We start from the raw sequence: 21,304 nt of genomic DNA on the forward strand, positions 1-21,304 counted from the left end.
CCGCGAAGCGGGCCTTGCGACCTGGCGTGATCTTCGCCAGCCTTGCGTCCACTGATGCTCCTCAGTGCATTGCGTCCCGGCACGATCTTTGCCGGCATTGCGTCTAATATCTTTTATGGGCATCACTTCCCGACGAAGTCGGCATTGCTCCACGGTACTTGTGTATGTTAACAAAATGTAAATAATGGAGTCTGTCCCCGAAGGGAGGGTTTGAAGATCTTTCCCCGCGAAGCGGGCCTTGCGACCTGGCGTGATCTTCGCCAGCCTTACGTCCACTGATGCTCCTCAGTGCATTGCGTCCCGGCACGATCTTTGCCGGCATTGCGTCTAATATCTTTTATGGGCATCACTTCCCGACGAAGTCGGCATTGCTCCACGGTACTTGTGTATGTTAACCGAATGTAAATAATGGAGTCTGTCCCCGAAGGGAGGGAGGGTTTTTTTGGGGATTATCCCCTCGAACCAATCTTGATTCTCAGCATGTGCCTTTGAAGCTTCGCCTCGTTTCTAGCTCTCTCCCGCCTGGATTTGCTGACTTCCAGCAATTCCTCTGCTCGTTTTAGGCGCTGCTTAGCTCTTTCTACGCTGATTTCCTCGGGAGTCTCTGCAGCATCGGTCACGATGGTCAATGTGTCTCTCTCCTGGAGAACGTATCCTCCGTGAACGGCAAAGCGCAGAGTTTCAGTACCTGATTTGATCTCCATTACGTCAACGGTAAGCTTCATCAGCGCAGGCGCTCGTTCGGGCAGATAGGCGATCTCTCCTTCAGTAGATCGAAAAGAGATGTAATCGGCTTCTCCCTCCCATTCGATTCCATAAGGAGTTATTATTGTTGTCTTCAGTTCCATATTACTCATCCTTCGAAAGCGTCTTGGCCTTCTCGATTGCCTCGTCGATGGTTCCTACCATCATGAAGGCCTGCTCGGGAAGATCGTCGTGTTTGCCCTCGAGTATCTCTTCAAATCCTCTTATCGTTTCCGATATCGGCACGTACTTGCCTTCCATATTGCTGAATTTCTCGGCCACAAAGAACGGCTGGGTCAAGAATCTCTGAATCTTTCTCGCCCTCTGAACGGCGAGTTGATCCTCCTCCGACAGCTCTTCCATACCGAGAATTGCAATTATGTCCTGAAGGTCCTTGTATCTCTGCAAGACTTCCTGGACCCTTCTGGCTACCTGGTAATGCTCCTGGCCGACAACTACAGGATCCAGGTTCTTAGACGTGGAATCCAGTGGATCGACCGCCGGATAAAGTCCCTGCTCGGCAATCGAACGGGAAAGGTTGACAGTGGCATCCAGATGGCTGAAGGTAGTGGCTGGCGCGGGATCTGTGAAATCATCGGCTGGAACGTAGATGGCCTGAACGGAGGTGATAGAACCCGATCTAGTCGAGGTGATTCTCTCCTGCAGGTTTCCCATTTCAGTGGCTAGTGTCGGCTGGTAACCGACAGCAGAAGGCATTCTTCCAAGGAGAGCCGAGACTTCGGAGCCGGCCTGAACAAATCTGAAAATGTTGTCGATGAAAACGAGAACGTCCTTTTTCTGTACATCCCTGAAGTATTCAGCCATGGTTATTGCAGAGAGTCCTATTCTAAATCTCGCACCGGGCGGCTCGTTCATCTGCCCGAATACAAGGGCGGTATTCTCGATGACACCTGCTTCCTGCATATCCAGCCATAGATCGTTTCCCTCTCTAGTTCTTTCACCTACCCCGGCAAAGACTGAAAGCCCCTTCTGCTCGATTGCGAAGTTTCTTATTAGTTCCATGACTAGAACGGTTTTTCCTACCCCGGCACCCCCGGAGAAGCCTATCTTTCCTCCCTTGCTGAATGGTGCGAGAAGATCGATGACCTTGATTCCCGTTTCAAGTATCTCGACTTCAGTCTGCTGATCGGTGACCGACGGAGCCGCTCTGTGTATTTCCCAGTGATCGGAAAACTTAACCTCACCGTGCTCGTCTATAGGTTCGCCGAGAAGATTGAACATTCTTCCGAGAATCTCTTCTCCAACCGGTACTTTGATCTGGGTACCCGTGTCAAGCACTTGCTGGCCTCTCACGAGTCCGTCAGTGCTGTCCATTGCAATCGCCCTGACACTGTTATCACCTATTAGCTGGGCAACCTCTAGGACTATCTCTTTATCTAAGAATTCGTTCTTTACTTTTAAAGCGTTCAAAATGTCGGGAAGTCTCCCTCCCTCAAACGATACGTCTACGACAGGACCGGTTATCGCGACTATTTTGCCAATATTTTCTTCCTTTTTGTCGGGCACACTCACACCTCCAAAATCAATTAACCGTTAAGAGCCTCGGCGCCGTTTACAACTTCGATTATCTCCTGAGTGATATTCGACTGGCGCAGTTTGTTTCTCACCAGAGTCAACTGTTCTATCATACTTTTCGCATTCTCAGTTGCATTCTTCATTGCGGTCTGTCTGGAGAAGAGCTCCCCGACCTTCGTTTCGTATAAGCCCTGAAGAACCTTTGCAACAAGCCAAGAATTGAGAACATCTTTGTACAGAACCTCGATTTCAGGTTCAAAATCAAACAAGTCATTGTCGGGCTTTTCGAGATCTTCAACTGGAAGGAGCCTGACGATTTTGGGCATCTGAGCGAGAGGATTCTTGAAAAGGCTGAAGACCATTTTCAAGCCTGACGCATTCTTGTCTTCCATGACATCGACAATGTCGTCAACGATGATCGCTGCCTCGTCAAGATCTGGAGTATCGTAGAAATGACTGAAAGCGGTTATAGGCAAGCCGCTCTTCTTAAAATAGCTTTCTGCCTTGATACCGACCGTAACGATGTGTATGATATCCGACTTCTCAACTTCGCGCTCTGCGGCCTTCATTATCTCGGCATTGAAAGCGCCGGCAAGCCCCATGTCCGAGCTGACTACAAGAAGAATGTCTCCTTGTCCCCCAGTTTTCGGATGGTTCGTATCTCCAAAATATGCTCTGTTAAGCGCCCTTGCCATCGCTTTCTCGTAAAGCCTGACGAACTTCAGCCCCTTCTGAACTTTGTTTATTTTTGCCCGCGCGACCATCTCCATAGCGCGGGTAATCTGCATCGTCGAGTTCGTTGACTCGATGCGTTTCTTTATCGTTCGCAGTTTACCCTTGCTCACCGTCAATCATCCCCGCTCAGTGAAGAGCTTCTTCGTCTCTTCTATAGCTTTCTTAAGACGAGTCTCAACTTCGTGTTCGATAATCTTCTTCTCTTTTATTGAATTCAGCACATCGCTGTAAGAGCTACGAAGAGTCTTTATAAGAGACTTCTCGAATCCCGAAATCTTGGAGTTTTCCATCTCATCCAAATAACCCTTGGTTCCGGCATAAAGAACGACAACCTGCTCTTCAACGGGCATTGGGACGTACTGATCCTGTTTGAGAAGTTCCGTGAGTTTTTCTCCCCTTGTAAGTTGGTCGCGGGTGGCCTTATCGAGTTCAGTCGCGAACTGGGCAAAAGAGAGCAGATCTCTGTACTGAGCCAGCTCGATTCGAAGACTTCCCGCAATCTTCTTCATTGCCTTTATCTGGGCAGCGCCTCCTACCCTCGAAACTGAAAGGCCAACATTGATTGCCGGTCGATTTCCAGCGTAGAAGAGATTTGGATCCAGGTATATCTGTCCGTCGGTTATGGATATCACGTTTGTCGGTATGAATGCAGAAACGTCGTTCGCCTGCGTCTCAATTATGGGCAACGCCGTGAGCGATCCTCCACCGTAGTTTTCGTTCAGTCTTGCCGCTCTCTCGAGCAACCTGGAGTGTAGATAAAATACATCTCCGGGATATGCCTCTCTTCCCGGCGGTCTCCTGAGCAGTAATGAGAGTTCTCTGTAAGAAGCCGCGTGCTTTGAAAGGTCGTCATATATGACGAGAGAGTCCTGACCTTCAAACATGAAGTGCTCGCCCATTGCAGCTCCCGCATAAGGAGCGAGATAGGAGAGAGACGCCGTTTCGGAAGCCGAAGCGAAGACAATCGTCGTGTACTCCATCGCACCAAACTGGTTCAGTTTATCGATTATCCTTGCAAGGGCGGCCGTTTTCTGCCCTATTGCAACGTAGATACACTTGACGCCCTGTCCCTTCTGGTTTATTATCGCATCGATCGCTATGGCCGTCTTCCCGGTCTGCCTGTCCCCAATTATCAACTCTCTCTGCCCTCTTCCAATGGGGATTGTCGCATCTATTGCCTTTATTCCGGTCTGTAGAGGAGTGTCGACTGGTTTTCTCATTACTACCCCAGTTGCCTTGACTTCAACCGGTCTATAACTCTCTGTTTTGATCGGCCCCTTTCCATCGAGGGGAATCCCGAGAGGATTCACGACTCTTCCCAGAAGCTCCGGTCCCGTGGGGACTTCCATGATCCTTCCGGTTCGTCTGACGAGATCGCCTTCCTTTATCTCCTCATATTCACCAAGAATGACTATTCCTACGTTGTCCTCTTCAAGGTTCAATGCAAGGCCAAAGACGTTATTCTCGAATTTCACCAGCTCATTTGCCATGACGCCTTTTAGGCCGTAAGCCCTTGCAATGCCGTCACCTATTTGAATAACCTTTCCAGCTTCGAAATAATCAAACTCTATATCAGTCTTTTCTAGCTGATTCTGTATAACTCGCGTAATCTCAGATGGACTGATCTTCACTCATTCACCTCCCGAGGGCCCGAGCCCAAATCCTGGCTCACTCTCTTTAAACGACCGCTGAGACTTGTATCGATTACTTCATCTCTGAACCTGATCACATATCCTGCGATTAGATTAGGGTTAAGGTTGATCTTCAAAACCCCTTCCATTCCCGTTTTTTCTTTGACTTTCTTCAGAATTTCCTCTCTCTCTTCGGAACCTAGTTCAACTGGAGAATCGATTTCTACATCTATTCTGTTGCTTTCAAGAAGCAGTCTCGCACCAAACGAAATTTCGATATCTGCCAGGAGCTCAAGTCGCTTCATCGATACAAGAAGAGAAACAAGTCTCTCTATCTGATCTAGAGGCTTTTGAACGAAGCTCAGAAGAATGCTTGCCTTTCTCCCGGCCGAGAGCGTAGGATCGAAAATGAACTCTGAAAGCTCAGTATCAGAAACAATCTCAGAAAGCTCTTGCAGCTGAGATCGTGCTTGCTCTCTATTTGACGGAGGAAGGCTCACAAAGAGCGCATTCGCATATTTGGCGGCCAGAGAAAGGATTCTCTTCACTCCTTGTCACCCATGCTCTCAAGAATCCTCTTCGCATACTGTTTCTTGGCAGTATCGTCCATCTCCTTCTGAAGGAATCTTCCCACCATTGCAACGGCTGCGGTTACAATCGCTCCCTTGACTTCGCCTGCAGCCTCTTCGCGTTCACGCTGAATCTGAAGTTCGGCAGACTTGTACATTCTCTGTATCTCCTGTTGGGCATCTTCTCTCGCGCTTCTTACGATTTCCTCCGCCTGCCTTTCGGCCCGGGAGACGATCTCTTCGGAAGTAGAACGGGCTTCTTCGATCTTTGCTTGATATTCTCTCTTCAATTCATTCGCTTCAGTCCTCATCTTCTCGGCTTCTGCGATTTCGCTCCGTATCTTCTCTTTGCGCTGCTTCATGACATCGAAGAACTTGTCGAAAAGCAGCTTCTTCAGCACAAAGAAGAGCAGCAGAAAGTTCAGTATCGACAGTATGGCTGTCAGATTAAGTTCAATCAAGTTATCACCCCTCCTCTACTCAGGGGAAAAATTCAGACTACCAGAAGTATCATGAATGCAATAACAAGAGAATAGATACCGGTAGTCTCCGCGATTGCATCCGCCAGGATCATTCTAGTTGTCAGGGTTCCTATCATCTCCGGCTGCCTTGCCATTGCTTCCATCGCACTCGCACCTATTCTACCTTCACCGATACCGGCTCCGATTGCCCCAATTCCCATTGCAAGTCCGGCACCGATAAACTTTCCCATCAACATCAAGCCTTCTCCAATATCCACAGTAAAACCTCCTTACTCTATTAATGAGCTAATATATGCTATTGCAAGTATCGTAAATATCAACGCCTGGATAGCTCCAAAGAACAGTCCGAAGATACCCCACAACGCCGCCGGCAGAACAAAGTACTTGACGAGATATCCGAGGATGACTATCAAAATCGCTCCTCCCATGATGTTTCCAAAAAGCCTTAATGCATGGGATACGGGCTTCGCTATCTCGCCGATCACGTTTATGGGAAACATCCACCAGATCGGTTCAAAGAAACTCTTTCCCCACTTCTTCCAACCCTTAACTTTAATTGCGTAAACGTGGCTCATGACGAAAACGAAGAATGCAAGCATGAGGTTCATATTGAGATCTGAAGTGGGCGCATACCATGAGTCCGAAAGGATGGTCAGCTTGACTCCTCCACCCTCAAGAGGAATAGCGTTGATACCGGGGAAACTCGCAATGAAGTTCGACACGATAACGAACAGGAAAAGCGAAGCGGCTATGTCGAATATCGGTCTCACAAACTCTTTCCTCGTAACAGAGCCTTTTACAAGGTCTAGTATGTAATCTAGCAGGACCTCCAGGAGACTCTGTTTCTTGCCTGGAATTATCTTGAAGACTTTCACTCTCGTTGCCATGAATATGATTATCGCCATGACGACCCAGGTCATTATTATGGTCAGCGGATTGACTCTGCTTAGCGGCCCTTCTCCAAAAGGCAACTGATAGATCCACCTCTGGCCGACACCTTCAAGCTGGAATTTGTAGCCCGTGGCGACTATGTAAATTATTACGGCAAGATATCCGCCAAAGATAACTCCAAGAAATACCTTGTCGGACCTGGTTAGATTAAGTTTCACAAAGCCACCTCCCAAAGGCTATAGCTGCGATTTTTAGGTTCATCACGCCGAGAAAGCTTCCAAGGAAGAATTCGAGGGAGACGGTTGCCGCCGTGGCGAAACAGATACCGTAGAAAAAGTATCTCGCAAGAAAGCCAGCTGGGACCCTCTTCTTCTCTCTTATTAAGATCTGCGCGTCATAATTAATCAGTAATAGAGCGATGAGAGCAAAAGCCGTTCCGTAGAAAACGCCGATTTCCGAACCGGAAAGTGGTGTAACGGCAAGGGCGGTACTTTCAACCATTGCCAGAACCGCCAGTATTATCGATGTCTTCATCATCATTGTCCTTGTTTCTGTCATATCGCTCTGCCTCTTTCAAGAGATATCTGATTCCATTATATATGCCGGAGAAGGCTCCGAAAAGTAGGAAAAATGAAATCCAAAACCTTTCCATTCCGACAAATCTGTAGAGAAGGTAACCGAGACCGCCTGCAACGGCAATATTGGCAACCACAATTACTGCAAACTGATAAAGCGATGCAAGGGCCGTCCAGTCGATCCTATTCCTATTCTCCTTCAAGTTGACGCCGTCTCCCCGCTAGCACCAGTAATCGCCGACGGAGATTTCAATGTCAAGAGGAACGCTAAGCTCAACGACTTCCGACATTCCCTCCTGCAAGATCTCCTTGAGTTTTTGAAGCTCATTTTCGGGAGCTTCATAAACCATTTCGTCATGGACCTGAAGAATTGCAAAACTCTCCATTTTATGCTCTTGCAGCAATTCAAAGATCTTTATCATTGCCATCTTCATGATATCGGCCGCCGTGCCCTGAATAGGCGTGTTTATCGCTATTCTCTCGCCCTCTTGAATAGTGTTCCTGTTTTTCGTTTTGAATTGCGGAATCTCTCTCTTTCTTCCAAACATAGTTCTTACAAGGCCCTTTTCCTTTGCTTCAGAGATAGTATCCTTGATGAAAGTTCTCACCTGAGGATAAGCCTTGAAGTAGTTGGATATCATCTCTTCGGCAGCATTCGATGGGATCCTTAATCTGCTCGCCAAACCGTAAGAGGATATTCCGTAGATTATGGAGAAATTCACCATCTTTCCTATTCTTCTCTGTTCATCAGTCACTTCGCTTTCCTTTATGCCGTAAAGGTTTGCGGCAGTGAGGCTGTGGACGTCCTTGTCGTTCTTGAACGCATCAAGCAACTGTTCGTCCTGACTGAGATGTGCAAGGATTCGAAGCTCGATCTGAGAATAATCCGCACTTACTATCCTCCAGCCTTTCTTCTGTGGGATTACGCACTTACGTATCTCTTTTCCCTCTTCATCCCGTATCGGTAGATTCTGCATGTTCGGATTGCTGCTGGAAAGCCTTCCAGTTCCTGTACCTGTCTGGTGATAACTTGTATGGATTCTTCCCGTCACTTTGTTTACAAGAGATGGAAGTGAATCGAGATAAGTTGACTTCAACTTCTGGTACTTTCTGTATTCTAGAAGCTTCTGCACTGCCGGGTGCTCTCCGGAAAGTTCTTCAAGAGCGTCCGCGCTGGTCGAATAAGAACCGCCCTTAGTCTTTCTTGAAGGGTTTAGTCCGAGCCTTTCGAATAGCACCTTTCCAACTTGCGAAGGGGAATTGGGATTGAACTGCTCTCCAGTCAAATCGAACAACTCTTCAAGAATCCGATCGAGAACCTTGCCGTACTTGGCCGAAAGACCGGTGAGCGAGGGTACGTCGAAATATACGCCGTTCAGCTCGAGATCGGCCAGCACAGGAATCAGGGACAGTTCAACGTTTCTGAATATGTCCTCCAGTTCTTGCTCGTATATCTTTTTTCTGAGAACTGCTGAAAGCCTGAGCGCAATATCCGCATCTTCCACCGAATACCGCGCCGCCTCTTCGAGGGGAACCTTCGAAAAATCGGTGCCCAGTTGGTTCCTCTTCATAAGGTCTTCGAATTTAATCGTCTTGTATCCCAGAAACTTCATGGCCAGTTCGTCAAGGTTGAAGCGTTTCGTGTCGGGCGAGAGAAGATACGCAGCTATCATGGTGTCAAATTCCGGATCTACCGGATGAATCCCATTTACGGAGAAGACCGAGTAATCGAACTTGAGATTCTGCCCTATTATCTTCGATGCCTTGTCCTCAAGGATTTTTTTGAGCCTCGGGAGAAGTTCTTCTTTCTTTGCCTGCCAACCTTCAGACTTGTGGGCCACAGGGATATAATAGCCCGTCTCTTCTTCAAGAGAGATCGAGACCCCTACAATCTCGGCTGAATGAGGATCCAGAGACGTGGTCTCCAGATCGACTGCAAACAATGGGTTACTCTTCATTTTTTCGAGTAGTCGATCGAGTTCCTTATCGCTAGTGACGAGCTTGTAACCGTTTATATCTGAAAGCGATTCGTCCGCTTCATCTATAAGCTTGTATTCATCTATCATCGAGGAAAACTCGAGCTTGAGGAAGACATCGCGTAATTCCTTCTTCTTGAAACCCTCGTATTTGATGTCGTCGAGAGTGATCGTCAGTTCTTCATCGTCAAGAAGCCTCACGAGCTCCATGGACAGCTCAAGCGATTTTCTTCCGTCTATCAACTTCTTTCTCAATCCCGGACTGAGCTGCCTTATGTTCTCGTAAATCCCGTCGATGTCTCCATATTCCTTCAGCAACTTCTGAGCGGTTTTTATACCGATTCCCGGGACACCGGGGATGTTATCTGACGAGTCGCCGGCCAGTGAAAGGAGAGCATGGAGTCTCTTCGGTTCCAGCTCATACCTGGACTTTACCCTCTCTTCATCGTATAATTCGAGATCGGTCAGACCAGTTACAAAACGCAGAATATGGATCTTTTCATCTACAAGTTGGAGAAGATCCTTATCTCCGGTAACCACAAGCACTTCATCCACTTCATTGCGATATCTGGTGGCTGCCGTAGCGACGATATCATCGGCCTCGAGGCCCGCAATTGAAAGGAATTTTATTCCGAAGGCCTCGACTAGATCGGGAATGTCCTCAAGCTGCGCAACGAGAGCCTCTGGCATAGCCTCTCTAGTTGCTTTGTAAGATTCGTATGCCTCGTGGCGTTTTGTCGCTTCCTTTCTATCGAAGGCAAAGATCGCATAGTCGCCTTTCTTCATTCTCTCCCTCGCGAATTTCGAGAGCATACGTGCAGTTCCAAAGAGGGCGTTCGTCGGCTCTCCCTTTGAATTGGTAAGAGTAACATCTATTCCGTAATAGCCCCTATAAAAAATCGCTGTTCCGTCAAAGAGATACATTTTCCCGGGCATCATTCTTCCTCCAATTCGTCTAGAAGTTCAACGGCCCTCCTATAATGGGGTATGACAATTGAACCCCCCACTACCAAAGCTATATTCAACGCTTCCATGATTTCATCACGGTTGGAGCCGGTAGTCTTGCACTGGATAATGTGGTAGGCGATGCAGTCATCGCATCTGAGAACGGTCGAAGCGACCAGACCCATCAACTCTTTTGTTTTGCCGTCAAGAGCTCCGTCTTTGTAGACGGCTCCGTCGAGCGAGAAGAAACGCTTCGTCTCCATGTTACCAGTTTTCAGAATTCTTTTATTCATCTTCTCTCGAAAGCTCTTGAATTCGTCAAGTCTTGCCATTCTTCCTCCTAAAGTGTGAGAGAGAAGAGCCCTACTGCGTTCTCGAAAAGCTTCTCCGAGCACTTCGCTGCAGAGATTTCCTTCTGAGCGGCGATTTCTTCAATTACGTACCCGACATAGTAGGGCTCGTTCCGCTTTCCTCTAAAGGGAACCGGTGGCAGATACGGACAATCCGTCTCGCTTACCAGTTTCTCAAGAGAGATCTCCCTCACGACATTCCGCAATTCTTCGTTTCTCTTGTATGTTATCGGCCCTCCAATTCCCAGGAAGAAACCCAAATCCACAAACCTTCTCGCATATTCAAGATCGCCGGAAAAAGCGTGGATCACACCCTTGAAGTGACCGCATTCCAAAATTGTTTTATAGGCTTCAGGGTAGGCATTCCGAACGTGCACGATAATCGGCAAATCTAGCTTTGCAGCCAACAGAAGCTGCTCTCTGAATGCCTTAAACTGACTGTCTGCCGGAGAAAGGTTTCTGAAAAAGTCTAAGCCAATCTCGCCAACTGCCACTGCTTTCTCACCGGATAGAAGCGATTCCAGGGAGCGGATTCCCTCGGCGTCTAATCCACTGCTGTCATGAGGATGGACGCCGGCCGAGAAGAAGGCGTTCTTCAACTCCCTTACTGTCTCGAATGCTCTCTTAGAATCCTCGACATTTGTTCCAACTTCGACCAGAAGAGAAATCGAATCTTCTTCGATCTGGGCGATCACCCTCTCTCTATCACTGTCAAACTGAGGAAAGGAAATGTGGGCGTGCGTATCAACAAGCCTGAGCTCAGAGAAATCAGGCGTTGGCCCTGACATGGAAGATGTCACCGTCCTTCACAATCTCCTCCTTGCCGACTACTTTCACAAGACCCTTCGCCTTGGCCTCCTGCATACTTCCTATTGTCATAAACTCTTCATAAGGAATGACCTCGGCCCTGATGAAGCTCCTCTCGAGATCGGTGTGTATCTTCCCTGCCGCCTCTTTGGCCGGGGTATTTTTCTTTATAGTCCAGGCCCTGACCTCATCTTCTCCTACCGTCAGGAAAGAGATCAGCCCCATGTGTTGATATACTACCCCGGAAAGCCTTTCAATCCCACTTTCGGAGATCCCGAGTTCTTCCATAAATAGCTCTCTATCTTCCTCAGAAAGCTCTACAAGCTCGGCTTCGATTTTTCCGGAGAGCTCGATATGAGCGAATCCATTCTGTTCGATTCTCTGGACGAGCGCTTCGCGTTCGGGATAATTGCCTGTAGATAGTTGCTCTTCATCAATGTTTATCGCGACAATTATCGGCTTGGCAGTGAATAGGGATAGAGAGCCGAGAAGTTTCATATCCTCTTCGCTAAGCTCCAGCTGAGAAGCAAAACTGTTGTCCTCAAATCCCTTTTCGATGATATGAAGAAGCTCTGTCTCCCTCTCCTCTTCCGAAGAGAGTTTCCTCTTCTTCTTCGCCTCTTCGAGCCTTACTAGTCTGTTCTCCACCACTTCCATATCACGGACGAAAAGCTCCGTCTCTATCGTTTCAAGCTGTTTAACGGGTGTATATGCCTCTGTCGGCCACGGCACCGAGGGATCTTTGAAGGCTCTGACAACGGCAAGAACCGCCTCGGAGTTCTGAATAAACTGGAGGATTCGATTCTTTTCCTTTTGATTGGCCGAGAGATCGTACCCGGGAATATCCGTAAATGAAACCGTCGCATATACGGTCTTCTTTGGATTGAAGATCTTTGAAAGCTCATCCACTCTTCTGTCGTGTACCTTTGCAACAGCGGTATGTGCTTCGTTTTTGTGACTTGAATGGGGTTCAACACCGGTTAGGAGGGTGAACAGTGTACTCTTTCCACTCAACGGCAGACCGAAAATACCTATCTCCATAGCACCGCCTCCTCTTGACACATCTATATTATCAGAATAAAGGAGGCATTGGAAACTGACAGAGGTTCATGTTTCTCGGTCGAAGCAGATGTTTCCGAATTCTACTTATACATGTCCGAATCAAAGTCGAACCTGAACTTCACTATCTTCATCTCGTTATCCTACTTTCTCGAATAATCTCCACGTTTCTCTCTTTCCCTCTCTCTCAGATCCTTCGCGTTATCTTCAAGAGAGCATTTCTGTCGAGAATCCTTATCACCTTGCCCTCCTGCCTGATAATCTTCTCTCCGGCAAACTCGGAAAAGACCCTCGAAAGAGAGGGCCTCGCTACGCCAAGAGCGTCTGCCAACTCTTCTTTTGTTGTCTTCAATTCAAATTCGCTTCCGAGGTCGTCACTTTGCTTCAGAAGGAAGTTGGCCAGTCTTTGATTCAGGGTGTTGAGAGATAGCATCCACACCTTTTCCGCCAGTGTAGTAAGCCTATCTCCCATATCTCTGAGCAAGTTTCTTAGGAAGACCTCATATTCTCTGCAAAGCCATAGTATTCCATCTCTCTCTATGTGCAGTACCGTACACTTATCTGTGGAAACAATATCTACCGGTATCACATTCTTTGAGGCAAAGAGAAAACCCGAAGCGAGAATCGACGGGGCCTCCATAGTCTCTATCGTAATTACTTTCCCAGAGAAATCCTGCATCTGAGCCTTTGTATGTCCTTGAAGCAAAATCAACATTTCATCGCAGGTACTATTCTGCTCTTCGATCAATTCCCCGTCGAGAAACGAGGTAATTCTGTGATTCACATTTTTAAATATCCTCTCGAGCTCTCCCGCCTTTATTCCTTCGAAGAGACTGCATCTTCCGAGGTTGTAGATTATTGGATTCAATATACACCTCCACTCACAGCTGCACAAAGATATTATAACCAGATAGCGAGCCTTTATTCGACTATTGCTGTATCTACAAGTCCTGGTCGTCTCGAAACTGAGCTTGATTTAATAGGTCCAGAAATAGTATCATATTAAAGTTCACTTTGATATCTTCTTTTTGGGGTTGTTGCGGATGGGAGTTCTAGCGAGTTTATCGCTTTCCTACCCGTTCGTTGTACTCTTGTAAAGACATTTCAGGAGGTCGACTTGCGACTTTTCATTTTCGATGTCGGCGGAGTAATTGCCGAAAATACAAACGTAGTCCCATCTATCTGCAGTTTTCTGGGCATCTCGAAAGACGAGTTTCTGGACTCTGCCGAAATGGAAAACATAATTGCCTTGCAGACCGGAAGACTTACTGCTGAAGAGTTCGTCTATATGTTCTCGCGGAAACTTGGAAGACCTGTGCCGGGAAATATCTGGGAAATGTTCTTCAAACCTGAACCGATAGAAGAGACGGTCGAGGTCATAAGACAATTGCGACGGAAGCACAGGGTGATCGCTGGGACTAACACGATTGAACCTCATTTCAAGGTACACACATCACGCGGCGATTACGACATCTTTGACAAAGTCTATGCCTCACATATTATTGGGTTTGCAAAACCAGATGTTAAATTCTACAGTCATATTTTAGAGAAAGAATTCTGCATGCCCGAAGAGACTTTTTTCACGGATGATACAGCGAGAAATGTCGAAGCGGCAGCGAAAACAGGAATGAACGCGTTTCATTTTACCGAATCAGCGACTTTAAGAGAAAAACTCAGAGAGTACCTTTGAGTTAACTTCACATCGAAAGGGGTGTTTCTATGAAAAGGCTTAGCGTAATTCTTCTAGTAATGCTAATGCTAGCTGTACCGATCTCCGCACTCGGAAAGACCACAATCACCTGGTGGATCAACCCGTGGAGAATCGCACCTCCAAACTTCCCGGCAGATAAGGCTGCAACAGAGGAAGACTTCCCAAAGTGGGCTGCCGAAGAGTTCATGAGACTTCATCCAGACATTGAAGTCAAGTATGTCGTTGTTGGAAACACCGAATATTCGCAGAAAATGGCTGCGGCAATTGCGACCGGAACTCAGCCTGACATCTTCAAAGGCCCCGTTTGGGACAACAGGTGGGTAGGAGCGGGATTGCTTGAACCGATTGACGACTATCTGACCGAAGAAGACCTTGCGGACTTCTATGAGCTCGCTATTGAAACAGGTTATGTAGATGGAAAGCATTACATCTGGCCCTGGAATCTCGGGACGAATGGGATGGGAACCAGTATGCTTCTCTACACTCCAGACTTCGAGAAGGCCGGTGTCGACTGGCGAAAGATAGTCGAAGAGGGCTGGACGATGGAAGAGTTCGTCGAAATAGCCAAGAAGCTTACATGGGATTCCGATGGCGATGGGAAAACTGATCATTACGCAATCAGCTTTGGAGCTCAGGACACTCACAACCTTATGAACTTCATCTATGCTCATGGCGCAAAGCTTATTACTGAAGATGAAAGCAAGGTTATCTTCAATACTCCCGAGGCAGTCGCGGGGCTTCAGTTCCTTCTAGACCTCGTCGATGTTCATAAAGTAGCTCCCAGCGGTGTAGAGGCCATGGGTGTTTATGATGTGATCGGCAACTTCCATTCTCACAGGACGAGTATTGGATTTGGTGGTCCTTACGAGATCGGTAGAATCACACGTTACGTAAAATCCGGTCAGCTTGCAGAGGCTTTCTATCCGGTTATTGCTCCATTCCCTCATGTTGAAGGACAAAAGGGCGCCTCTTACGCATCTGCCAGCGGATTTGTCGTCTTCAAGCAGAACGACAAGGAAAAGAGAGATGCCGTAATGGAGTTTGCGAAATTCCTGACAAACAAAGAAAACACGGCACTTCTGGAAAGCCTCATCTACCTCACAGCCAGAAAGTCAGTTAATGAGTTGCTTTTCCAGAACGACGATTACCTGAATGAACAGGCTCAGACATTCGCTAGAATAATGGATGAGACTGGAATGGAGTTCTTTGGATCACAGAGCTTCCCGTGGTCAGAGATATCCAAGTTCTTCACAAGCTCCATGGAAGGAGCTTTCGGAAAGACCAAGACAGCGCAGGAGGCCCTCGATAGCTTTGTAACCGAAGCCAATCGGGCACTCTCTTACTATTGATTTTGAGTAGATGAGTTGAAGGGAACAGCCTCTGCCCTCAGGGCCCGGGGCTGTTCCCATTTAATGGGGTGATCGATTTGGAGCAGATTCCAGTTAAACCAATAAAACGGAAGACTACCTTGAACGACGTTTGGAGGGGTAGATCGGGATATCTCTTCATTCTGCCGCACTTTGCCCTCTTTGCAGTATTCTTCCTTGTGCCGGTTGGTTGGGGCATGTACCTCAGTATGTTCAAGTACAATGTCTTTTCTCAAACATTTATCTGGTTCGACAATTACAAACGCATTTTGAGCGACTGGCTCTTTCTGAAGTCTCTTAAAAATACCTTCTTCTACACATTCGGTGTTGTTCCACTATGGCTTGGAAAGGCTTTGCTCGTAACTGTTCTAATATATCCTTTCAGAAAAGGCATCAGAACCTTTTTCAAGGCGGCCTTTTATCTGCCCCATGTAACTTCTACGGTAATAATTTCCATGATCTGGCTGTGGGTTTTCAATCCGAACTTCGGACTACTGAACTATTTCATGACCGTTCTCGGATTGGAACCGGTAGTATGGCTTGGAAGGTCCTTAACGGCAATGCCATCATTAATAGTGATGCAGGTTATCATGGGTGGCGGCTCGACAATAGTGCTTCTATCTGCGGCCATGGCCTCGATACCGGAGTATTATTTCGAAGCGGCAACATTAGAAGGAGCTGGCTCGTGGGCGATATTCAGGAAGATTACTGTCCCTCTGCTCAAGCCGACGATACTCTATGCTTTGGTCATGGGAACGATAGCGAATTTCCAGACCTTCTCTAACATTTACATCATGACGAGTGGTGGACCGGAATTTTCGACGACTACTATTGCTTACTTGATCTACGAGACTGCCTTTAAGAACTATAACCTCGGCCTTGCATCTGCAATGTCGATGGTTATGTTTGGCATCCTCGTTGTTCTCGGAATAGTCCAGTTCAAATGGCTCGGTTCAAATGTGGAGTATTGAGGTGATTGACTGTGAAAGCGAAAACTAAGACAAATATAAAAAAGGCAATTTCGCTTGCTATTCTGGCTCTGCTCGCATCACTCGCCTTTATCCCGCTTTACTGGATGGTTGCCACCTCTTTTACGCAACCTTCATTGACTATGAAGTTTCCGCCGGACATCATCCCGAAGAATCCTACACTTCAGAACTTCAAGGACCTCTTCGAGAGAAAGATAATTTTCAGATGGACTCTGAACAGCTTTATAGTTGCAGGGACCGTAACTCTAGCGCAGATCTTTGTTTGCGCCATGGCAGGTTATGCTCTGGCGAAGAAGAAATTCCCCGGAAGCAAAGCGATCTTCTCTATATACATCGCATCAATGATGATCCCTACCCAGGTAACTCTTGTGCCTCTGTATATCCTGATCTCGAAGCTGGGTATGGTGGACACTTATCAGGCACTGATCTTGCCCGCTATTGCTGCTCCCTTCGGAGTATTCCTGATGAGGCAGTTCATGGTATCCGTTCCGACAGAGATTATTGAGGCCGCCAGAATAGATGGTGCGAGTGAATTCAGAACCTTCGCGAAGATTATTGTTCCAATTTCGAAACCGGCTATGGCCGTCCTCGGAATATTCACGTTCATGGGACAGTGGAACAGCTTCCTCTGGCCACTGATTGTCACAAACACTTCGGAGATGAGAACGCTTCAGGCAGGACTCTCGCTTCTTCAGGAACAGGTGCCGATGCAGTACTCTTATCTAATGGCAAGTGCTACGTACTCGGCTATTCCGATGATCATTGTCTTTCTTGCCTTCCAGAAGTACTTCCTGAAAGGTATTACAGTCGGAGCAATCAAATGAGCAGCGGTAAGGGGTGTTTTCGAAGATGAAGAAGACTTTTGAGCGGTACACGGTCTGTCCCGAAAATGTTTCAAAAGAGATGCAGCGATCGGACTTCTGGTGCGAGAAGATGACTGATCCAGATGATGAGTGGCTTAGTGAGGACGAGATAGACGCTTTCAACGGATCGGTTATTTCACGCGCTGAAGCAGCTGGTCACACGGCATATGCGAACAAGCTCGAAAACTTCCCCTCGAGGCTCGAATTCGATGAAGTAAGAGCGATGATCAACGATTCATTTCCCGAGTACTTTATGAAAACTCCTCTTTTGAACAATGAAGGAGAGGATGTCCCTTCGGGAATTCGTGGAGATATCGTCGACAATGCCACTGCCATCCTTAATCAGGATATGGCTCTGAAGTTCGGCATCGTGACTCGGAGGACTCATCTGAGGGCGCTGCCCACGGATTTCATTTCCTGTGATGAGTTTATCGACAATGATCGTCTCCAGTTGACTTCTGTAAGCCTCGGAACACCATTTGCTGTTCTTGCGCGTAGCAGGGACACTTCATGGCTCTTCGTTCAAACCCCAGGTTACAGGGGTTGGCTGAAGACAAGTGATTCTGCCGTTACGGAGAGCAGGCACTCTGTGCAGAACTTCTACCGCTCGAGTGACTTCCTCCTCGCAACCGGTAGCAGAGTGGAGATTGAGCCTGACCCCTTTGAACTGAATTCTTCGGGCTTGTTTCTGCAAATGGGAGACAGACTCCCTCTCGAGGATCCCGAAGAAAGCGAGAACCTCCATGCGCAAGGGCCATTTGGTTGTTTCACAGTAAAAGTGCCGGTAAGAGAGAGGTTGGGCTCGCTGGGTTTTCGAAAAGGCCTTGTGAGAATGAGCGAAGATGTAAGAATCGGGAACATGACGCTCACCGGCAGGGAGATAGTAAATCAAGCCTTCAAGATGCTGGGCGAGCGTTACGGCTGGGGAGGTCTCTTCAACAGGAGGGACTGTTCGAGATTCGTTCAGGATATCTTTGCCAGTTTTGGTCTCGTACTTCCCCGCGACGCTTGGGCCCAGGAAACGCTGGGATCGAAGGACAGAATTCGCTTCGAAGGCGATTTGGAGGAAAGGAAGGTTCAGTTGCGGTCGCTCAAACCAGGAAATCCCCTGTATATGCCGGGCCATACGCTGATCTATCTCGGCCAGGACAAAGGGAGATTCTTCGCCATTCATGATGGGGCCGGCTACAAAGATTCGAAGGGAAAGAAGATCTCAGTCCACGGAGTTTTCGTCATGGATCTATCTGTCCGAACAATGAACAGTGATAAGAGCTATCTGGAACAGCTTACTTCCGCACTTAAGATAGATAAGGGTTAGGGCTCTAGTAAACCAGCTTAAGGAGCATCTTGAATTTCTCTATCTGTTTCTTGGTAATCAGCGGCGCGTTGATTGGAAAGATGTCTTCAATCTGCTCAACAACTACCGCGAGAGACCTCGCTGTATAAGAGGGGTCTTCGGTGACTTCTCTGAACCCGTTTCGCGGTAGCATCCAGTATTCCCACGGATCGGGAAGTCTCACATTCGGACTGAATGTTTCAACCTCAAAAACATACCCTAATTCGGGAAGAAGGTACAAGTCTATCACACCTTCAACTTTCTTCTGAGGAAAAATATGCCTCGTTTTGATAACCGCACTGGATGCTTTCAGCTGTTCGGCGATCTCGGTGATCTTCGCGGGATCGAGATATCTTTCTTCCTCTTCCCTAACGAGACCGCCCCCCGATTTCAGGGTCTCAAGTAGAAAAATCTCAGATCCATCAACTCCGAGTCTTATTCTCCGTCTATCGGGATGGTCTAGATACCACTGAATAGTTAGCTGGTGTCTTTCGGCCCTTTCAATAATCTCTACAGGTAACTCTTTTCCGAAGAGGAACTTTCTCTCGATTTCAAGCACTGCCTTCACACTCCAGATACAGTGTATACGATTATTCATCCGTCATCAAGTTGCGACTTCTGCGGGACTGTGTTAGTATGTACCGAATCGAAACTAACGGAGGTAAATAATGGAAGAAAGAAAAGAACTTGAAATGCATGACTGTGACGAATGCAACGATCCAAACTGTGAACACAATCACGGAGAAGAGGCTGAATTCGACAGTTTTACAGTTACCGACGAAGACGGATCAGAGCATCACTTCAACGTCATCGCCGAATTTGAGAACGAAGGCAAACTCTACTGGGTTGTCGAAGAGTTTTTCGAAGACGAAGAGGATATCTCTGAAGAAGACGAAGAAGATTCTTCTGATGAAGACGAAGAGGAAGGCTACATCGTATTCAGAGTTGAACATGGCGAGGATGAAAATCCCTTCCTCTATTCAGTTGAAGATGAGGAGTTTGAAGATGTTAGTAAGGCCTGGAGCAAACTCGTAGAAGAGATTTTGACAGAGGAAGATGTTGAAGAAGAATAGGGGACCGCGGGTCCCCTTTTTGTTATAATCCTCTATGGAGGTGTTGACATGATTCTTGCGCTCGGCGTCTTTCTTCCAGAAGTGAAACCTGTTATGGATAACATGCTTGTTCTAGAATCAGGGGAGATTTTGGGAAGGCATTACTGTAGAGGAGTAATAGGAAACAATGAAGTAATTGCCTGCGGTGGATTCGTGGGCAAAGTTGAGACCTCTATGATTACTCAGAAGATGATTGATCTTTTCAATCCAAGATTGTCGGTTCTAACCTCGGGTGCTGCGGCAATCGATGAATCGCTAGAGATAGGTGACATTGTAGTCGGAACAGAATTTGAGGAATACGACACGATCTTTCCACTGAGTGAAGGAAAGATGGTAATGAAATCGCCAGATACTCTTCTAATGCGATTCCTCAGGGTATACTTCAAAGCCGGAAAGTTCGGCAAGATCCTTTCGGGCGACGGCGTGATAGCAAACTCCTCACTTAGAGACAACATTCACTCTTCCTACGGAGGTATTGCTCTCGACATGGATTCTGCACCTTTTGCAAAAACAACCTTTGAGAACAAGAAAAATTATCTTGTGCTCAAAACGATTCTTGACAGGGCCGACGAGACCTCCAAAAGAGACTTCGACAGAAACTTTCAGAGACTCGCCGGGAGATCGGCCGAGTTACTCGTCGAGACAATGAAGAATCACTACATAGACAGGGAGTGAGATCGGTGGACTGCATTTTCTGTAAGATAGCCAGTGGAGAAATCAAGAGCAGTTTTGTGGGAGAGAACGACTGGTTTGTCGCCTTTGACGACATAAATCCTGTAGCACCAACCCATGTTCTTGTAATTCCAAGGGAGCATGTAAAGAGTCTCGAAGAATTGACCGCTTTCGATGATGAAGTGTTGAAGAGTCTATTCGATCTCGTTGACGAGATAGTCCGGTCTAAGGGTATTAAGGATAGCGGATTTAGGCTTATCGTCAATCAAGGAAGCGATTCCGGCCAGGAAGTGGAGCACCTTCACTTCCACATACTTGGAGGAAGAAAGCTGGGAAGACTTGGATGAAAGAGAACTTCCAGCACTACTACACTGATCAGACCGAGCCACCGCAGGTTATTAAAGCGGCAACACTTATACTAAAGAACGGTCACTCTTACTCATTCAAGAGTCCAGAAGGCGTATTCGCCTTTGGAAAAATCGACAGAGCCTCTATGCTTCTCATAGAGAATTGCCTTCTAGAGGGTCAGGAGAGCTTGCTTGATCTCGGTTGCGGCTACGGGCCAGTCGGTATTACTTTGAAGCGAGAATACCCTGATCTAAAGCTTTTCATGAGTGATGTAAACACAAGAGCCGTTACTTTCTCAAAGATCAACGCAAGAGACCAGAATGTTGAAGCAGATATCCGCAAAGGCGAGCTTTACTCTCCATGGGATGGTATGGCGTTCGATTCGATTCTCTCGAATCCACCTATTGCGGCAGGAAAGGCAGTATGGCAGAGACTGATTACAGAGGCTCCGAAAATGTTGACTGGGAACGGGACACTTCAGATAGTCGCCTACCATAACAAGGGCGGATCACGGCTCGAAGGAATTATGAAAGAGACTTTCGGAAATGTTATTACGAGAACAAAGTCCGGCGGTATAAGGGTCTATGTCTCCAGAAAAGTCTGACA

25 protein-coding genes are annotated in these 21,304 nt (G+C 47.3%); 9 read left to right on the forward strand and 16 right to left on the reverse strand.

The window, feature by feature from the left end; translation table 11 throughout:
• Nucleotides 1–449: 449 nt before the first annotated feature.
• The 15 genes from Y697_RS04885 to Y697_RS04955 form a co-directional block, all read right to left on the reverse strand.
• Nucleotides 450–848 (reverse strand): F0F1 ATP synthase subunit epsilon, encoded by a 399-nt coding sequence (locus tag Y697_RS04885; protein WP_121550556.1) that lies wholly within the window; start codon nt 846–848, stop codon nt 450–452.
• Nucleotide 849: 1 nt separating this feature from the next.
• Nucleotides 850–2,271 (reverse strand): F0F1 ATP synthase subunit beta, encoded by a 1,422-nt coding sequence (gene atpD, locus Y697_RS04890; RefSeq protein WP_121550557.1) that lies wholly within the window; start codon nt 2,269–2,271, stop codon nt 850–852.
• A gap of 20 nt (nt 2,272–2,291) precedes the next feature.
• Nucleotides 2,292–3,125, reverse strand: coding sequence for an ATP synthase F1 subunit gamma (atpG, locus tag Y697_RS04895; protein WP_121550558.1), 834 nt, complete (start codon nt 3,123–3,125; stop codon nt 2,292–2,294).
• A gap of 6 nt (nt 3,126–3,131) precedes the next feature.
• On the reverse strand, nt 3,132–4,646 hold the full coding sequence (atpA, locus tag Y697_RS04900; RefSeq protein WP_121550559.1) for a F0F1 ATP synthase subunit alpha: 1,515 nt from the start codon (nt 4,644–4,646) through the stop codon (nt 3,132–3,134).
• Entirely contained in the window at nt 4,643–5,194 is a 552-nt protein-coding gene (gene atpH / locus Y697_RS04905; RefSeq protein ID WP_121550560.1) for an ATP synthase F1 subunit delta, read from the reverse strand. Before atpH ends, atpA begins: the two co-directional genes overlap by 4 nt.
• Nucleotides 5,191–5,676, reverse strand: a complete 486-nt coding sequence (atpF, locus tag Y697_RS04910) for a F0F1 ATP synthase subunit B (protein ID WP_121550561.1) — start codon at nt 5,674–5,676, stop codon at nt 5,191–5,193. The genes atpH and atpF overlap by 4 nt, the downstream gene beginning before the upstream one ends.
• A gap of 32 nt (nt 5,677–5,708) precedes the next feature.
• Nucleotides 5,709–5,954 (reverse strand): F0F1 ATP synthase subunit C, encoded by a 246-nt coding sequence (locus Y697_RS04915; protein WP_099772236.1) that lies wholly within the window; start codon nt 5,952–5,954, stop codon nt 5,709–5,711.
• Nucleotides 5,955–5,966: 12 nt separating this feature from the next.
• The gene (gene atpB, locus Y697_RS04920; protein ID WP_121550562.1) at nt 5,967–6,806 is read right to left on the reverse strand and encodes a F0F1 ATP synthase subunit A; all 840 of its coding nucleotides are present in this window, start codon (nt 6,804–6,806) and stop codon (nt 5,967–5,969) included.
• Nucleotides 6,796–7,146: a hypothetical protein gene (locus Y697_RS04925; RefSeq protein WP_121550563.1), complete on the reverse strand. Its 351-nt coding sequence runs from the start codon at nt 7,144–7,146 to the stop codon at nt 6,796–6,798. The genes atpB and Y697_RS04925 overlap by 11 nt, the downstream gene beginning before the upstream one ends.
• The gene (locus tag Y697_RS04930) at nt 7,082–7,366 is read right to left on the reverse strand and encodes an AtpZ/AtpI family protein (protein ID WP_121550564.1); all 285 of its coding nucleotides are present in this window, start codon (nt 7,364–7,366) and stop codon (nt 7,082–7,084) included. The genes Y697_RS04925 and Y697_RS04930 overlap by 65 nt, the downstream gene beginning before the upstream one ends.
• Nucleotides 7,367–7,384: 18 nt before the next feature.
• Nucleotides 7,385–10,075 carry a DNA polymerase I gene (gene polA, locus Y697_RS04935; protein WP_121550565.1) on the reverse strand — a complete coding sequence of 897 codons (2,691 nt, stop codon included), beginning with the start codon at nt 10,073–10,075 and terminating at the stop codon, nt 7,385–7,387.
• Complete coding sequence (locus tag Y697_RS04940) at nt 10,075–10,416, reverse strand: carboxymuconolactone decarboxylase family protein (protein ID WP_121550566.1); 342 nt, start codon at nt 10,414–10,416, stop codon at nt 10,075–10,077. The genes polA and Y697_RS04940 overlap by 1 nt, the downstream gene beginning before the upstream one ends.
• 8 nt (nt 10,417–10,424) lie before the next feature.
• The gene (locus tag Y697_RS04945) at nt 10,425–11,222 is read right to left on the reverse strand and encodes a TatD family hydrolase (protein WP_121550567.1); all 798 of its coding nucleotides are present in this window, start codon (nt 11,220–11,222) and stop codon (nt 10,425–10,427) included.
• Complete coding sequence (locus Y697_RS04950) at nt 11,203–12,282, reverse strand: DUF933 domain-containing protein (protein WP_121550568.1); 1,080 nt, start codon at nt 12,280–12,282, stop codon at nt 11,203–11,205. Before Y697_RS04950 ends, Y697_RS04945 begins: the two co-directional genes overlap by 20 nt.
• Before the next feature lie 205 nt (nt 12,283–12,487).
• Complete coding sequence (locus Y697_RS04955; protein ID WP_121550569.1) at nt 12,488–13,168, reverse strand: Crp/Fnr family transcriptional regulator; 681 nt, start codon at nt 13,166–13,168, stop codon at nt 12,488–12,490.
• 249 nt (nt 13,169–13,417) lie between these two features.
• On the opposite strand from Y697_RS04955, the gene Y697_RS04960 reads away from it, so the two are divergent.
• The 5 genes from Y697_RS04960 to Y697_RS04980 all read left to right on the forward strand — a co-directional run bounded on the left by Y697_RS04960 (nt 13,418) and on the right by Y697_RS04980 (nt 18,548).
• Entirely contained in the window at nt 13,418–13,990 is a 573-nt protein-coding gene (locus tag Y697_RS04960; protein ID WP_121550570.1) for an HAD family phosphatase, read from the forward strand.
• A gap of 29 nt (nt 13,991–14,019) precedes the next feature.
• Nucleotides 14,020–15,360: a sugar ABC transporter substrate-binding protein gene (locus Y697_RS04965; RefSeq protein ID WP_121550571.1), complete on the forward strand. Its 1,341-nt coding sequence runs from the start codon at nt 14,020–14,022 to the stop codon at nt 15,358–15,360.
• Nucleotides 15,361–15,428: 68 nt separating this feature from the next.
• On the forward strand, nt 15,429–16,349 hold the full coding sequence (locus tag Y697_RS04970) for a carbohydrate ABC transporter permease (protein WP_259462314.1): 921 nt from the start codon (nt 15,429–15,431) through the stop codon (nt 16,347–16,349).
• 11 nt (nt 16,350–16,360) lie between these two features.
• Nucleotides 16,361–17,191 (forward strand): carbohydrate ABC transporter permease, encoded by an 831-nt coding sequence (locus Y697_RS04975; RefSeq protein ID WP_259462315.1) that lies wholly within the window; start codon nt 16,361–16,363, stop codon nt 17,189–17,191.
• A 25-nt stretch (nt 17,192–17,216) separates the two neighbouring features.
• Nucleotides 17,217–18,548 (forward strand): SH3 domain-containing protein, encoded by a 1,332-nt coding sequence (locus Y697_RS04980; RefSeq protein ID WP_121550574.1) that lies wholly within the window; start codon nt 17,217–17,219, stop codon nt 18,546–18,548.
• Between the two features lie 4 nt (nt 18,549–18,552).
• Here the strand turns inward: Y697_RS04980 and Y697_RS04985 are convergent, their stop codons facing one another.
• A complete protein-coding gene (locus tag Y697_RS04985) occupies nt 18,553–19,164 on the reverse strand; it encodes a hypothetical protein (RefSeq protein ID WP_259462318.1) in 612 nt (203 codons plus the stop codon).
• Nucleotides 19,165–19,234: 70 nt separating this feature from the next.
• Between Y697_RS04985 and Y697_RS04990 the strand changes: the two genes are divergently transcribed.
• Genes Y697_RS04990 through Y697_RS05005 form a run of 4 tightly spaced genes read left to right on the forward strand, consistent with a single transcriptional unit; the run spans nt 19,235 to nt 21,302 of the window.
• Nucleotides 19,235–19,639, forward strand: coding sequence for a DUF1292 domain-containing protein (locus tag Y697_RS04990; RefSeq protein ID WP_121550576.1), 405 nt, complete (start codon nt 19,235–19,237; stop codon nt 19,637–19,639).
• Nucleotides 19,640–19,687: 48 nt separating this feature from the next.
• A complete protein-coding gene (locus tag Y697_RS04995; RefSeq protein WP_121550577.1) occupies nt 19,688–20,353 on the forward strand; it encodes a 5'-methylthioadenosine/S-adenosylhomocysteine nucleosidase in 666 nt (221 codons plus the stop codon).
• A 5-nt stretch (nt 20,354–20,358) separates the two neighbouring features.
• Entirely contained in the window at nt 20,359–20,697 is a 339-nt protein-coding gene (locus Y697_RS05000) for a histidine triad nucleotide-binding protein (RefSeq protein ID WP_121550578.1), read from the forward strand.
• Nucleotides 20,694–21,302: a class I SAM-dependent methyltransferase gene (locus tag Y697_RS05005; protein WP_121550579.1), complete on the forward strand. Its 609-nt coding sequence runs from the start codon at nt 20,694–20,696 to the stop codon at nt 21,300–21,302. The genes Y697_RS05000 and Y697_RS05005 overlap by 4 nt, the downstream gene beginning before the upstream one ends.
• The last annotated feature ends 2 nt before the right edge of the window (nt 21,303–21,304 follow it).

It is taken from the genome of Mesotoga sp. BH458_6_3_2_1 (assembly GCF_003664995.1).
Classification (GTDB): Bacteria; Thermotogota; Thermotogae; order Petrotogales; family Kosmotogaceae; genus Mesotoga.

Bases quoted from the DNA above. Each gene is read 5' to 3' on its own strand.
- Y697_RS04885 (WP_121550556.1), bottom strand. From the start codon at position 848: ATGGAACTGAAGACAACAATAATAACTCCTTATGGAATCGAATGGGAG.
- Y697_RS04925 (WP_121550563.1), bottom strand. From the start codon at position 7,146: ATGACAGAAACAAGGACAATGATGATGAAGACATCGATAATACTGGCG.
- polA (WP_121550565.1), bottom strand. From the start codon at position 10,075: ATGCCCGGGAAAATGTATCTCTTTGACGGAACAGCGATTTTTTATAGG.
- Y697_RS04940 (WP_121550566.1), bottom strand. From the start codon at position 10,416: ATGGCAAGACTTGACGAATTCAAGAGCTTTCGAGAGAAGATGAATAAA.
- Y697_RS04945 (WP_121550567.1), bottom strand. From the start codon at position 11,222: ATGTCAGGGCCAACGCCTGATTTCTCTGAGCTCAGGCTTGTTGATACG.
- Y697_RS04950 (WP_121550568.1), bottom strand. From the start codon at position 12,282: ATGGAGATAGGTATTTTCGGTCTGCCGTTGAGTGGAAAGAGTACACTG.
- Y697_RS04965 (WP_121550571.1), top strand. From the start codon at position 14,020: ATGAAAAGGCTTAGCGTAATTCTTCTAGTAATGCTAATGCTAGCTGTA.
- Y697_RS04980 (WP_121550574.1), top strand. From the start codon at position 17,217: ATGAAGAAGACTTTTGAGCGGTACACGGTCTGTCCCGAAAATGTTTCA.
- Y697_RS04985 (WP_259462318.1), bottom strand. From the start codon at position 19,164: ATGAATAATCGTATACACTGTATCTGGAGTGTGAAGGCAGTGCTTGAA.
- Y697_RS04990 (WP_121550576.1), top strand. From the start codon at position 19,235: ATGGAAGAAAGAAAAGAACTTGAAATGCATGACTGTGACGAATGCAAC.
- Y697_RS04995 (WP_121550577.1), top strand. From the start codon at position 19,688: ATGATTCTTGCGCTCGGCGTCTTTCTTCCAGAAGTGAAACCTGTTATG.
- Y697_RS05005 (WP_121550579.1), top strand. From the start codon at position 20,694: ATGAAAGAGAACTTCCAGCACTACTACACTGATCAGACCGAGCCACCG.